Source organism: Escherichia sp. MOD1-EC6300 (assembly GCF_002965045.1).
GTDB lineage: Bacteria > Pseudomonadota > Gammaproteobacteria > Enterobacterales > Enterobacteriaceae > Escherichia > Escherichia coli_F.
Genome location: NZ_PTRH01000006.1, coordinates 62,134 through 75,712, shown reverse-complemented (window position 1 = coordinate 75,712; position 13,579 = coordinate 62,134). Strand labels below are relative to the sequence as shown.

Sequence of the window (13,579 nt, the reverse complement as noted above, 5' to 3'; positions counted from 1 at the left end):
CTATCATTACAACTGCCTCGCTTGTTATAAGCGGGTAAATGACTGCTGGTAACTATTCACAATCTTTAACCTGTTGCGCAAGTAATAGCCCTCTGTTGACCTCCTGGAGATAGTGCAATACTAAGTCCCTGCTCTTATTGCGACTGTTCTACTTTTCATCATTCGCTTAATAGGGAATTCTCGTAAACACGACTAATACAGAAGACTGAAAGGTCGTCAGCCTACGATAATCTCCCCATAAAATGTGACATGAATCAGGAAGTTTTAACCTCACGTGCTGCGAAATCATCGGCGCAAATAGGGCTATATGCCGCGTCTTTTCTGGCTAATTTTATGAAAAGATATTTATTGGCGGCACAAAATAAAGAACAATTTTGAATTCCTTACATTCCTGGCTATTGCACAACTGAATTTAAGGCTCTATTATTACCTCAACAAACCACCCCAATATAAGTTTGAGATTACTACAATGAGCGAAGCACTTAAAATTCTGAACAACATCCGTACTCTTCGTGCGCAGGCAAGAGAATGTACACTTGAAACGCTGGAAGAAATGCTGGAAAAATTAGAAGTTGTTGTTAACGAACGTCGCGAAGAAGAAAGCGCGGCTGCTGCTGAAGTTGAAGAGCGCACTCGTAAACTGCAACAATATCGCGAAATGCTGATCGCTGACGGTATTGACCCGAACGAACTGCTGAATAGCCTTGCTGCCGTTAAATCTGGCACCAAAGCTAAACGCGCTCAGCGTCCGGCAAAATACAGCTACGTTGACGAAAACGGCGAAACTAAAACCTGGACTGGCCAGGGTCGTACTCCAGCTGTAATCAAAAAAGCAATGGATGAGCAAGGTAAATCCCTCGACGATTTCCTGATCAAGCAATAATCTTTTGTAGATGACACTTGCTTAAAATCCCGCCATTGGCGGGATTTTTTATTGTCCGGTTTAAGACAATTTAATAAGAATAAGCTATAAAAAAACGGCGTCGATTGCTCAACGCCGTTTCGTGGATAACACCGATACGGAAGTTACTTCTTAATGCCCATCTCTTCTTCAAGCCAGGCTTTAAATTCCGTGCCAAGGGTGTTATGACGAATACCGTATTCAACGAAGGCCTGCATGTAACCTAATTTATTACCGCAGTCATGGCTCTTCCCTTTCATATGATAGGCTTCCACCGTTTCTTTTTCGATCAGCATATCAATTGCGTCGGTGAGCTGAATTTCATCACCAGCACCCGGAGGGGTTTTTGCCAGCAACGGCCAAATATCCGCGCTAAGAACGTAACGACCCACAATAGCGAGATTAGACGGCGCAACATCCGCTTTTGGTTTTTCAACCACGCCAACCATCGGTACGCTTTCACCCGGCGCTAATTCAACGCCTTTGCAATCCACAACGCCATATGCGGTCACATCAGCAACCGGTTCAACCATGATCTGGCTATGACCCGTTTCATCAAAGCGGCGGATCATCTCTGCCAGGTTATCCTGTGACAAATCGGATTCATATTCATCCAGAATAACGTCAGGCAAAATAACAGCCACAGGTTCATCACCCACTACCGGGTGAGCACACAATACCGCGTGTCCCAGGCCTTTCGCCAGCCCCTGACGAACTTGCATAATAGTCACGTGCGGCGGACAAATAGACTGCACTTCATCAAGAAGTTGACGTTTTACACGTTTTTCCAGCATTGCTTCCAGTTCAAAACTGGTATCAAAGTGGTTTTCAATAGAGTTTTTAGATGAGTGAGTAACCAGCACAATTTCAGTAATGCCAGCCGCAATACATTCATTCACGACGTATTGAATTAATGGCTTATCGACAAGTGGCAGCATCTCTTTCGGGATGGCTTTCGTCGCCGGCAACATCCTGGTTCCTAATCCCGCAACGGGGATAACGGCTTTTTTGACTTTCGTATTAATGGCAGCCATTTAAATTCTCCTGGACTGTTCGTGTTTTGAACGTGTTCATATTTCTGTATCGCATCCCAGTATATCAGCACCCCGAAGGGGCTAAGTTCTGAAAAGGAGGCGAGTTAGCATAATTAAGACAATTACTTATACGAATGGCGACGATAGTACCACCAGCCGACATTAGCAGGTAATGCAAATTTAGCCCGCGTTATCGTTTGCTCATTCTGCAGACAACATCAAGCGAAGCCGACCACCGGTTCCCCATATTTGGCATTGCCAGGCATCGCATCGCTGGCTCAATTGATTCAAATAAGCGTTACCTAAAGTGCCTAACGGAACACCATTACTGATTTGCACCTGGTGTTCGCCAGTATTTAACGTCGCATTCAGACCCGCAGAAACCAGAATGAGATTTTTCAGTTCGCGATGATAATAGCCAACTAATAGCGGAAACTGCCCCGGCAGATTGGCCTGACGGAGTAAATGGTTTACCTGCTTCAATAACGCGCCCAACTCTGGCAACCGTTGATTTTGATGTGCAAGCTGTTCCTGTAATAATCCGTTAAACAATGCGCGTAATAACAAGGCAGCAAGTACGCCATTATGTCCAGCTCTGGTGACATCAAGGCAATAAAATGCAAGATCGTTTTCCGAAAGTGCGGCAATATCAAGCACCAGGCCGGGTTTGTCCGCGGCAACCAATTGACGATAATTAACCCGGCAATGGGAAATCACCTGCTGAACCGGCGGTTGCAATTCCTGTAATAATTTCGCCGCTGCGGCAGGGTTATCAACCATTGCATCCCAGTCGCGAAAAAGCCTCTCCTCTTCCTCAACGCGGGAATTAAACATGCTGGGATAGAGACAGGCAAAAACCATCTCGCGCAAGCGATTCAGATCTTTAACTGGTTTCAGCAAAACATCTTCAACGCCCAGACGTAACGCTTTGGCAATATCTGCCATATTTTCAGTGGCAGATATCACCAGAACCGGTGTCTGGTCACCTCTGTTGCGTATATGTTCCAGCAGTTTAAGCCCGTTCATTCGTGGCATCGCGATATCACATATCATCAGGTCTGGAGTGAAACCTCCCAGCAACTCAAGGGCATCCACCCCATCAGCCGCCAGTACCGTTGTCGCTCCCAATGAGGAAAACCACGAATCCAGAAGCGAGCGAAATACCTGCTCATCTTCAACAATGAGAATCTGTTTTCCGACCAATGGCTGCGTCATGTTCTCTCCCCTGACTGGCTTTACTCAATAGTGGCATGCTATTGCCACCTGCGCCTGTCAGAATTAACTTAAGTGTAGATAAAAATTCTGGTCAAATGTTGGTGCGTACCAACGGCAAAAGTTCGTCCATTTTCTTTTCCACTGCCAGCTGCCCAGCCGCAATGGCAGCGTGCGCGCGATGGAAATCAAGCGTAGATATTTGCGGGCAAACAGGTTGAATCAGAATATCGGGCGGATCACCTGCCATGCGGTTCCTTTTAAGGCGGTTCTCCAGCACCTGGATAGAAGTGGTCATAATCTCTGTTGCCGTTGGCGCTGTCACCGCCCGACGTGTCGTTATGCTGCCCAACCTTTCTTTCAGACGCGCATGCCACGGCAGAGAATCACCATTCTCGCTATTTTCTTCACTGACATTAAAGGAGAGCAGATCTTGTTGCATCAAATGAGCATCGTGCTGCAGGTCGACCGCTATCACAATATCAGCACCCAATGCACGCGTGAGCGAAATAGGAATTGGGTTAACTACTGCCCCATCAACCAGCCAGTAGCCGTTATGCGCAACGGGTGCCATTAGTCCTGGAATACTGCATGATGCACGAATAGCAAGATGGAGATCGCCTTCAGTAAACCATAATTCGCGCCCAGTACTTAAATTGGTGGCAACAGCCGCGAAGCGACGGGAACAATTTTCGATCTCTGTTTCCGGCATTATTTCGCGATATTGATTGAAGACACGCTCGCCGCGCAGTAACCCACCGCGCTGCCAGGAGAGATCCATCAGGCGTAAAACATCCCAATAACTGAAAGAGGTTACCCAATCTTCCAGCGCAGATAATCGATCGCATGCATAGGCCGCGCCCACCAGCGAACCAATTGAGCATCCTGCAACGATATCAATTTCAATACCCACTTTTTTTAGCGCATTAATAACGCCAATATGCGACCAACCTCTCGCCGCGCCAGATCCCAGCGCCAGCCCTATTTTTATCTTTCTCATTATTCCCGCAAGATTCCCCTGGAATGCAATCGTAGCAACATCGCTACTGCTCGGTTAACATAGTGCTACTCAGGCGGTTAATACGCCGTTATTGTTTCCAGGGAGATTATTTGTGTCTCAGCTTTGTCCCTGTGGTAGTGCTGTCGAGTATAGCCTATGTTGCCACCCTTATGTGTCTGGTGAAAAGGTTGCACCTGATCCAGAACATCTCATGCGTTCGCGTTACTGCGCTTTTGTGATGCAAGACGCAGATTATTTAATAAAGACCTGGCATCCATCTTGTGGAGCGGCGGCGTTACGTGCCGAATTGATTGCCGGATTTGCGCATACTGAATGGTTGGGATTGACCGTATTTGAACATTGTTGGCAGGACGGCGACAATATCGGATTTGTCAGTTTTGTTGCTCGATTTACCGAAGGTGGCAAAACAGGTGCAATAATTGAACGTTCGCGATTTTTGAAAGAAAACGGTCAATGGTACTATATTGACGGTACACGTCCGCAGTTTGGCCGCAACGATCCCTGCCCTTGTGGTTCAGGTAAAAAATTTAAAAAGTGCTGCGGCCAATAATGGTTGACGGTACGGTTAAGCAAACACTCTCAACAAGGTTTTTCCAGCAATGCATTCACTCCAACGTAAAGTTCTGCGTACTATTTGTCCGGACCAAAAAGGTCTGATCGCCCGTATTACTAATATTTGCTACAAGCACGAGTTAAATATCGTGCAGAACAATGAATTTGTTGATCACCGTACCGGGCGCTTTTTTATGCGCACGGAACTGGAAGGAATTTTTAATGATTCCACCCTGCTGGCGGATCTCGACAGCGCATTGCCAGAAGGCTCCGTACGTGAGCTGAATCCTGCCGGTCGTCGCCGGATAGTGATTCTGGTCACTAAAGAGGCGCATTGCCTTGGCGATTTGTTGATGAAAGCCAATTACGGCGGCCTGGATGTCGAAATCGCGGCAGTTATTGGTAACCACGATACTTTACGTTCTCTGGTTGAGCGTTTTGATATTCCGTTTGAGCTGGTAAGTCATGAAGGATTAAGTCGCAACGAGCACGATCAAAAGATGGCGGATGCCATTGATGCTTATCAGCCTGACTACGTGGTGCTGGCGAAGTATATGCGGGTATTAACGCCAGAGTTCGTAGCACGCTTCCCGAATAAAATTATCAATATTCACCATTCATTCCTGCCAGCGTTTATCGGTGCACGTCCCTATCACCAGGCCTATGAGCGTGGCGTGAAGATTATTGGTGCAACCGCTCACTATGTGAATGACAATCTGGATGAAGGCCCAATCATCATGCAGGACGTTATTCATGTCGATCATACATACACGGCTGAAGATATGATGCGTGCAGGTCGTGATGTCGAGAAAAACGTCTTAAGCCGCGCGCTTTACAAAGTGCTGGCGCAGCGTGTATTTGTTTACGGTAACCGGACGATTATTCTTTAATCGCCAGCAAAATAGAACTGGTTGCCTTTAATCCGTTACGGATGAAAATTACGCAACCAGTTCATTTTTCTCAACGTAACCCTTTACAGCGGCGTGTCATTTGATATGATGCGCCCCGCTTCCCCACAAGGGAGCAGGCCAGTAAAAAGCATTACCCCGTGGTGGGGTTCCCGAGCGGCCAAAGGGAGCAGACTGTAAATCTGCCGTCATCGACTTCGAAGGTTCGAATCCTTCCCCCACCACCATCACTTTCAAAAACCCCTGTATTCTCCAACGAATCCGTAACTGAATATTCTGCCCATGCGGGGAAGGATGAGAAGCTTCGACTAAGGTTCGACTCGAGCGCCAGCGAGAGAGCGTTGCCGCAGGCAACGACCCGTAGGGCGAAGCGCGCAGCGCTGAGTAATCCTTCCCCCACCACCATCACTTTCAAAAGTTCCTGAAATCCCCAACAAATCCACAATTAAATATTCTGCCCATGCGGGGAAGGATGAGAAACTTCGACCAAGGTTCGCCCCGAGCGCCAGCGAGAGAGCGTTGCCGCAGGCAACGACCCGTAGGGCGAAGCGCGCAGCGCTGAGTAATCCTTCCCCCACCACCATCACTTTCAAAAGTTCCTGAAATCCCCAACAAATCCACAATTAAATATTCTGCCCATGCGGGGAAGGATGAGAAACTTCGACCAAGGTTCGCCCCGAGCGCCAGCGAGAGAGCGTTGCCGCAGGCAACGACCCGTAGGGCGAAGCGCGCAGCGCTGAGTAATCCTTCCCCACCACCATCACACCCTTAAATACTCAAAACCTGTTACTTCAAGCTAATTTGCCCCGTGGCACCGCGTTTACCGGACCTACAATATCCTCCCCTGTAGGTCAGATAAGCGAATCACTCCGCAGCGTACCCATAAAAAAACCCCGCCGAAGCAGGGTCTGTGTGAACTAAAATTCACTTAGTGGCGAGCGCGCACCAGCTGATACTTACGTGTCAGATACTCCACTGGTACGCTCCAGATGTGCACCAGACGCGAGAACGGGAACAGCAGGAATAACGTCATCCCCAGCACCAGGTGCAGACGGAAGATAAACGCCACACCATCAAGATGTTGAGAAGCGCCACCATGGAAGGTCACCACCGACTGCGCCCAGCCAACCAGTTTCATCATCTCGCTACCGTCCATATGCTGGGCGGAGAATGGAATGGTCAGCAGGCCCAGTGCGCACTGGATAACCAGCAGCGACAGGATCAGGATGTCCGCTCCGGTAGTCGTTGCACGCACGCGCGGGCTGAACAGGCGGCGTTTTAGCAACAGCACGCCGCCAATCAGACACAGCACGCCGCTGGCACCACCAGCAATCATCGCCATTTTCTGTTTAACTTCAATTGGCAACCACGCTTCATACATCCAGTGCGGCGTCAGCATACCGAAGAAGTGGCCGACAAAAATCCCCAGAATACCGATATGGAACAGGTTCGACGCCAGGTTCATCCCTTTGCGATCCAGCATCTGGCTGGATGCCGCGCGCCAGGTGTACTGCCCGTAGTCATAGCGCAGCCAGCTACCAATCAGGAAGACGGCCCCGGCTATGTACGGGTAGATATCAAAGAAGAACATATTCAGGAATTGCATTAGTGCTGTCCTCCGGTGGTGATATTCAGATATTGCGGCGCGACGGCACCGGCAAAGCGACGCTGATGAGCAGTGATTGCTGAATCACCGCAACCTTTGTCAGCAAAGAACTTAACCTGCTCTTCTTCCCAGACAGCATCCAGCGCCTGTGGCGTATCGTCGCGCGCTTCGTCGGCAATTTTTTCCGCCACTTTGTCGCTGTCGATAGCGGTATTCGCCAGTTTCAGCAGCAGATCAAACAGCACGGCATAACGGCTTTCACGCTGTTGCAGACGTGCGCTCAGCAACGCCAGGATCGGCGCGATGTCTTTCAAACCTTCCACGGCTTCGCTTTGCGGCAACTGCGCCAGGTACTCCAGATACAGCGGCAGATGATCCGGTAATTCGCGGCTGTTCAATTGCAAACCGTGCTGCTCATACTGTGCCAACAAGTCAACCATTGCCTGGCCGCGATCGCGGGATTCACCGTGAACATGCTCAAACAGCAGCAACGACGTGGCGCGACCACGGTCGAACAGTTCGCTGTACTGGGCCTGAGCATCCAGCGGATCCAGCGCTGTTAAATCGCGCAGGAAAATGCCCAGCGCATGGGCATCCTCTTTCGACAGATTTTCCGACGCAGCAATCGCCTCAAACATCTCTTGTTGATGCTGCCATAAGGCAGCATCCGGATATTCAAGGAGACGCGATACAATCACAAGTTCGATCATGGGTGCGGCTCCGTTTTACTGGTCACGTCGATGGCATCGATACGGCGGCTGTTGAACAGATTGAATTTGGTATCTGAACCGTGGCAGCCGTCACCAAAGGTAAAGCCGCAGCCATTTTTCTCCGGGAAGGCTTCCCGCGCCAGTTCACGATGACTGCTCGGCACTACAAAGCGATCTTCATAGTTGGCAATCGCCAGATAACGGTACATCTCCTGTGCCTGAGCTTCGGTCAGACCGACCTCTTCCAGCGCACGGGTATCAACTTTACCGTCAACGGTTTCAGCACGTTTGTAATGACGCATCGCCAGCATACGTTTCAGCGCGCGCAGTACCGGTTTGGTATCACCGGCGGTCAGCAGATTCGCCAGATACTGTACCGGGATACGCAGGCTTTCGACGTCTGGCAAAATACCGTTGCTGCCCAGCTCGCCCGCATCTGCCGCAGACTGAATCGGCGACAGAGGCGGCACGTACCAGACCATCGGCAGTGTGCGATATTCCGGATGCAGCGGCAGCGCCAGTTTCCATTCCATCGCCATTTTATAAACCGGCGACTGCTGTGCGGCTTCAATAACGCTCAGCGGAATACCGTCTTTAATCGCCTGCTCGATGACCTTCGGATCGTTCGGATCGAGGAACACTTCCAGCTGACGCTGGTAGAGATCTTTCTCGTTCTCGGTGCTGGCTGCACGTTCAATGGCGTCGGCATCGTACAGCAGCACGCCAAGATAACGGATACGGCCGACACAGGTTTCTGAACATACTGTCGGCTGACCCGCTTCAATACGCGGATAGCAGAAGATGCACTTCTCAGACTTACCGCTCTTCCAGTTGAAGTAGATTTTTTTGTACGGGCATCCGGTGATGCACATACGCCAGCCACGGCATTTGTCCTGGTCGATCAGGACGATGCCATCTTCTTCACGTTTGTAGATAGCCCCGCTTGGACAGGTCGCCACACATGCCGGGTTCAGGCAGTGTTCGCACAGGCGTGGCAAATACATCATGAAGGTGTTCTCGAACTGGCTATACATCGCCTTCTGGATGTTGTCGAAGTTCTTGTCTTTCGCCAGTTTGTCAAACTCACCGCCCAGGTCATCTTCCCAGTTCGGTCCTTTTTCGATTTTCGCCATCCGTTCGCCGGTAATCAGCGAACGTGGACGGGCAATCGGCTGCGATTTGCTGCCTTCCGGCGCGGTATGCAGGTTCTGATAGTCAAAATCGAACGGCTCGTAATAATCGTCGATCCCCGGCAGATGCGGGTTAGCGAAGATTTTACCCAGCAGCATGGCGCGGTTACCCATGCGCGGTTGCAGTTTGCCATTGATTTTACGGATCCAGCCGCCTTTGTATTTTTCCTGGTTTTCCCAGTCTGTCGGGAAGCCCTGGCCCGGCTTGGTTTCCACGTTGTTGAACCACGCGTATTCCACGCCTTCACGGCTGGTCCAGACGTTTTTACAGGTCACTGAACAGGTGTGGCAACCGATGCACTTATCCAGATTCAGCACCATGCCGACTTGTGAACGAATTTTCATTTTACGCTCTCCTGTACCTGGTCATTGCCTTCGCCATCTAACCAGTCAATGTTCTTCATCTTACGCACTACAACAAATTCATCGCGGTTAGAACCTACAGTGCCGTAGTAGTTAAAGCCGTATGCCAGATGGGCATAGCCGCCGATCATATGCGTCGGTTTCGGCGTGATACGGGTGACCGAGTTATGAATACCACCGCGCTGGCTGGTGATTTCTGAACCCGGCAGGTTAACGATACGTTCCTGCGCGTGGTACATCATGGTCATCCCTGCCGGAACACGCTGGCTGACAACTGCACGGGCAGTCAGTGCACCGTTGCTGTTGAAGACTTCAATCCAGTCGTTATCGGCGATACCCAGCTCTTTGGCATCGGCTTCACTCAACCAGACCACCGGACCACCGCGACCTAAAGTCAGCATCAGCAGGTTGTCGCTGTAGGTGGAGTGGATACCCCATTTCTGGTGCGGTGTCAGGAAGTTGAGCGCTTTTTCCGGATTACCGTTAGATTTCTGACCCATCACTTCTTTCACCGAACGGGTGTCGATCGGCGGACGATAAACCAGCAGGCTTTCACCGAAATCACGCATCCACTGATGATCCTGATACAGCTGCTGACGGCCAGAGAGCGTACGCCACGGGATCAGCTCGTGAACGTTGGTGTAACCGGCGTTGTAAGAAACGTGTTCATCTTCAAGGCCAGACCAGGTCGGGCTGGAGATGATTTTGCGCGGCTGCGCCTGAATGTCACGGAAGCGGATCTTCTCGTCTTCTTTATTCAGCGCCAGATGCGTATGGTCACGACCGGTAAACTCGCTCAGGGCAGCCCAGGCTTTCACGGCTACCTGACCATTGGTTTCCGGTGCCAGCGTCAGGATCATCTCTGCCGCATCAATTGCGGTGTTCAGCATCGGCTGGCCTTTTGCCGGACCTTCCGCTTTGGTGTAGTTGAGCTTACGCAGCAGATCCATCTCGCTCTGGGTGTTCCAGGCAATCCCTTTACCGCCGTTACCGATTTTCTCCATCAGCGGACCGATAGAGGTAAAGCGTTCGTAAGTTGCCGGATAATCGCGCTCTACGACCATAATGTGCGGTGCAGTTTTACCTGGGATCAGGTCGCATTCGCCTTTTTTCCAGTCTTTCACATCCAGCGGCTGCGCCAGTTCAGCGGCAGAGTCGTGCTGGATCGGCAGCGTAACGATGTCGGTTTCTTTGCCCAGATGACCAACGCACACTTCGGAGAATTTCTTCGCGATGGCTTTGTAGATTTCCCAGTCGCTTTTCGCTTCCCAGGCCGGATCGACCGCAGCAGACAGCGGGTGAATAAACGGATGCATATCCGAAGTATTCATGTCGTCTTTTTCGTACCATGTCGCCGTCGGCAAAATGATGTCGGAATAGAGACAGGTGCTCGACAGACGGAAGTCCAGCGTCACCACCAGATCCAGCTTGCCTTCCAGACCGTTGTCCTGCCAGTCCACTTCTTCCGGCTTCACGCCGCCCTGCTGACCCAGGTCTTTACCCTGGATACCGTGCTCCGTCCCCAGCAGGTACTTGAGCATAAACTCATGACCTTTACCGGAAGAACCGAGCAGGTTAGAACGCCAGATGAACAGGTTACGCGGGTGGTTTTTACCGTTTTCTGGTTGTTCTGCCGCAAAACGGATAGAACCCTCTTTCAGGGATTTCACGGTGTAATCCACCGGATTCATGCCCGCTTTTTCCGCTTCGCGAGCGATAGTTAGCGGGTTAGTGCCTAACTGCGGCGCAGACGGCAGCCAGCCCATACGTTCTGCACGGACGTTAAAGTCGATCAGATGTCCGGTATAACGGGATTTATCCGCCATCGGCGACAACAACTCTTCTGCGGTCACGGTTTCATAACGCCACTGGCTGGAGTGGTTATAGAAATAAGAGGTGCTGTTCATGTGACGCGCCGGACGCTGCCAGTCAAGAGCAAACGCCAGCGGCTGCCAGCCGGTTTGCGGACGCAGTTTTTCCTGACCTACATAGTGCGCCCAGCCACCACCGCTCTGACCGACGCAGCCGCAGAAAATCAGCATGTTGATCAGACCGCGATAGTTCATATCAAGGTGATACCAGTGGTTCAGACCTGCACCAACGATGATCATTGAACGACCGTGGGTCTTATCAGCGTTATCGGCAAATTCACGGGCGATGCGAATAATCTGGCTGCGAGAAACGCCGGTAATCTGCTCGGCCCACGCAGGGGTGTAAGCTTTCACATCGTCATAGCTGGTTGCACAGTTAACGTCGTTCAGGCCACGCTCCAGACCATAGTTTGCCAGCGTCAGATCATAAACGGTGGTCACCAGTGCGGTGCTGCCATCAGCCAGTTGCAAGCGTTTCACCGGCAGCTTGTGCAGCAGCACGTTTTCCAGTTCCACTTTGTTGAAGTGTTCCGTGCCGTCGCCACCAAAGTATGGGAAGCCCACCTCAGCGATCTCATCCTGGCTACCCAGCAGGCTCAGTTGCAGCTCGGTTTCTTCGCCAGTTTTGCCATCGCGCTGCTCAAGATTCCATTTGCCCTTCTCGCCCCAGCGGAAGCCAATAGAACCGTTCGGTGCAACCATTTCTCCATTGGTATTAAAGGCGACTGTTTTCCATTCCGGATTGTTTTCCTGGCCCAGCGCATCCACCAGATCGGCAGCGCGCAGCATACGACCCGCAGCGTAGTAACCGTCGCGCTCTTCCAGCATCACCAGCATTGGCATGTCGGTATAACGACGCACATAGTCGGTGAAATACTGGCTTGGGTTGTCGAGGTGGAATTCACGCAGCATCACGTGGCCCATCGCCAGCGCCATTGCTGCGTCGGTGCCCTGTTTCGGTGCCAGCCACAGATCGCACAGTTTGGCGATTTCAGCGTAGTCCGGCGTGACGGCAACGGTTTTGGTGCCTTTGTAGCGCACTTCAGTAAAGAAGTGAGCATCCGGGGTACGGGTCTGCGGCACGTTAGAGCCCCAGGCGATGATGTAGCTGGAGTTGTACCAGTCAGCGGATTCTGGTACGTCAGTCTGCTCACCCCAGGTTTGTGGAGATGCAGGAGGCAGGTCGCAGTACCAGTCGTAGAAGCTTAAGCAAGTACCGCCAATCAGCGAAAGATAGCGAGCACCCGATGCGTAAGAAACCATCGACATTGCCGGAATTGGCGAGAAGCCAGCGACGCGGTCCGGGCCGTAGTTTTTGATGGTGTATACGTTAGAGGCGGCGATCAGTTCGTTCACTTCCTGCCAGGAAGAACGAACAAAACCACCGCGTCCACGCGCCTGCTTAAAGCTTTTCGCTTTATCGGCGTCTTCAATGATAGAAGCCCATGCCTCAACCGGATCGCTATGCTGCGCCTTCGCTTCACGCCACATTTTCATCAGGCGTTTGCGCATCATCGGATATTTCAGACGGTTGGCGCTATAGAGATACCAGGAGTAGCTGGCACCGCGCGGGCAGCCGCGAGGTTCATGGTTTGGCAGATCCGGACGGGTACGCGGATAGTCAGTTTGCTGGGTTTCCCAAGTCACCAGACCGTTTTTAACGTAGATTTTCCAGCTGCAGGAGCCGGTGCAGTTTACCCCATGGGTAGAGCGGACGATTTTGTCATGCTGCCAACGCTGGCGATATCCATCCTCCCAGTCACGGTTGGTATTGAGAAGCTGGCCATGCCCATCGGCAAAGGTTTCACCCTTCTGTTTGAAGTAGCGAAACCGGTCCAGGAATTTACTCATCGGTTTTCTCCTGTGGGAGCCTGTCGGCCCTCTGATAAATCGACATTGCTAATGTTTAAGGGCAAGGTAACGCTCTGAAACAGCGTGGGAATTGATAACGATCAAGAGTGATGGGGATGAAAAATAAAGTAAATTCCTAAGATACCCCTTTAGGATAATTAACAGTTACAGCATAAAAGACTGTAAATTAAGGCATTTTATACCTGTAGTTATTTAAACTATTAAGAATTTTATGCAGATGGGTATTAAGGAGTATTCCCCATGGGTAACATATTAATGGCTCTTAATGAAATCCGGCGAAATAAGCCATATAACATTAGTATGTTGTAACTAAATGATGCATAAAAAAAGCGCGACATC

At 50.8% G+C, this 13,579-nt stretch carries 10 protein-coding genes, 1 tRNA gene and 3 other RNA genes; 7 read left to right on the top strand and 7 right to left on the bottom strand.

Annotated features, from left to right (window positions below; genetic code table 11):
• Positions 1–469 precede the first annotated feature (469 nt).
• Positions 470–883: a histone-like nucleoid-structuring protein H-NS gene (gene hns, locus BGE37_RS11320; protein ID WP_001287378.1), complete on the top strand. Its 414-nt coding sequence runs from the start codon at positions 470–472 to the stop codon at positions 881–883.
• A gap of 143 nt (positions 884–1,026) precedes the next feature.
• Here hns and galU read toward each other — a convergent pair whose 3' ends face one another.
• The 3 genes from galU to rssA all read right to left on the bottom strand — a co-directional run bounded on the left by galU (position 1,027) and on the right by rssA (position 4,147).
• A complete protein-coding gene (gene galU, locus BGE37_RS11315) occupies positions 1,027–1,935 on the bottom strand; it encodes a UTP--glucose-1-phosphate uridylyltransferase GalU (RefSeq protein WP_000718995.1) in 909 nt (302 codons plus the stop codon).
• 201 nt (positions 1,936–2,136) lie between these two features.
• Entirely contained in the window at positions 2,137–3,150 is a 1,014-nt protein-coding gene (rssB, locus tag BGE37_RS11310; protein ID WP_000193447.1) for a two-component system response regulator RssB, read from the bottom strand.
• A 91-nt stretch (positions 3,151–3,241) separates the two neighbouring features.
• On the bottom strand, positions 3,242–4,147 hold the full coding sequence (rssA, locus tag BGE37_RS11305; RefSeq protein WP_001226476.1) for a patatin-like phospholipase RssA: 906 nt from the start codon (positions 4,145–4,147) through the stop codon (positions 3,242–3,244).
• A 112-nt stretch (positions 4,148–4,259) separates the two neighbouring features.
• Between rssA and BGE37_RS11300 the strand changes: the two genes are divergently transcribed.
• The 6 genes from BGE37_RS11300 to BGE37_RS11275 all read left to right on the top strand — a co-directional run bounded on the left by BGE37_RS11300 (position 4,260) and on the right by BGE37_RS11275 (position 6,388).
• Positions 4,260–4,718 (top strand): YchJ family protein, encoded by a 459-nt coding sequence (locus BGE37_RS11300; RefSeq protein WP_001602321.1) that lies wholly within the window; start codon positions 4,260–4,262, stop codon positions 4,716–4,718.
• A gap of 49 nt (positions 4,719–4,767) precedes the next feature.
• Positions 4,768–5,610 (top strand): formyltetrahydrofolate deformylase, encoded by an 843-nt coding sequence (gene purU, locus BGE37_RS11295; RefSeq protein WP_000555849.1) that lies wholly within the window; start codon positions 4,768–4,770, stop codon positions 5,608–5,610.
• Positions 5,611–5,770: 160 nt separating this feature from the next.
• Positions 5,771–5,855 (top strand) — tRNA-Tyr (locus tag BGE37_RS11290).
• A 46-nt stretch (positions 5,856–5,901) separates the two neighbouring features.
• Positions 5,902–6,033: non-coding RNA, RtT sRNA (locus BGE37_RS11285), on the top strand.
• 46 nt (positions 6,034–6,079) lie between these two features.
• Positions 6,080–6,211: non-coding RNA, RtT sRNA (locus BGE37_RS11280), on the top strand.
• 46 nt (positions 6,212–6,257) lie between these two features.
• Positions 6,258–6,388, top strand: a non-coding RNA gene (locus tag BGE37_RS11275) — RtT sRNA.
• 168 nt (positions 6,389–6,556) lie between these two features.
• Here the strand turns inward: BGE37_RS11275 and narI are convergent.
• The 4 genes from narI to BGE37_RS11255 are packed head-to-tail and all read right to left on the bottom strand — an operon-like array spanning position 6,557 to position 13,219.
• Positions 6,557–7,234 (bottom strand): respiratory nitrate reductase subunit gamma, encoded by a 678-nt coding sequence (gene narI / locus BGE37_RS11270; RefSeq protein WP_001160117.1) that lies wholly within the window; start codon positions 7,232–7,234, stop codon positions 6,557–6,559.
• Positions 7,234–7,944, bottom strand: coding sequence for a nitrate reductase molybdenum cofactor assembly chaperone (gene narJ / locus BGE37_RS11265; RefSeq protein ID WP_000571676.1), 711 nt, complete (start codon positions 7,942–7,944; stop codon positions 7,234–7,236). Before narJ ends, narI begins: the two co-directional genes overlap by 1 nt.
• Entirely contained in the window at positions 7,941–9,479 is a 1,539-nt protein-coding gene (gene narH / locus BGE37_RS11260) for a nitrate reductase subunit beta (protein ID WP_000702660.1), read from the bottom strand. The genes narJ and narH overlap by 4 nt, the downstream gene beginning before the upstream one ends.
• Entirely contained in the window at positions 9,476–13,219 is a 3,744-nt protein-coding gene (locus BGE37_RS11255) for a nitrate reductase subunit alpha (RefSeq protein WP_000032985.1), read from the bottom strand. The genes narH and BGE37_RS11255 overlap by 4 nt, the downstream gene beginning before the upstream one ends.
• Positions 13,220–13,579: the final 360 nt, after the last annotated feature.

Bases quoted from the DNA above. Each gene is read 5' to 3' on its own strand.
- purU (WP_000555849.1), top strand. From the start codon at position 4,768: ATGCATTCACTCCAACGTAAAGTTCTGCGTACTATTTGTCCGGACCAA.
- narJ (WP_000571676.1), bottom strand. From the start codon at position 7,944: ATGATCGAACTTGTGATTGTATCGCGTCTCCTTGAATATCCGGATGCT.
- hns (WP_001287378.1), top strand. From the start codon at position 470: ATGAGCGAAGCACTTAAAATTCTGAACAACATCCGTACTCTTCGTGCG.
- galU (WP_000718995.1), bottom strand. From the start codon at position 1,935: ATGGCTGCCATTAATACGAAAGTCAAAAAAGCCGTTATCCCCGTTGCG.
- narI (WP_001160117.1), bottom strand. From the start codon at position 7,234: ATGCAATTCCTGAATATGTTCTTCTTTGATATCTACCCGTACATAGCC.
- rssB (WP_000193447.1), bottom strand. From the start codon at position 3,150: ATGACGCAGCCATTGGTCGGAAAACAGATTCTCATTGTTGAAGATGAG.
- rssA (WP_001226476.1), bottom strand. From the start codon at position 4,147: ATGAGAAAGATAAAAATAGGGCTGGCGCTGGGATCTGGCGCGGCGAGA.
- narH (WP_000702660.1), bottom strand. From the start codon at position 9,479: ATGAAAATTCGTTCACAAGTCGGCATGGTGCTGAATCTGGATAAGTGC.
- BGE37_RS11255 (WP_000032985.1), bottom strand. From the start codon at position 13,219: ATGAGTAAATTCCTGGACCGGTTTCGCTACTTCAAACAGAAGGGTGAA.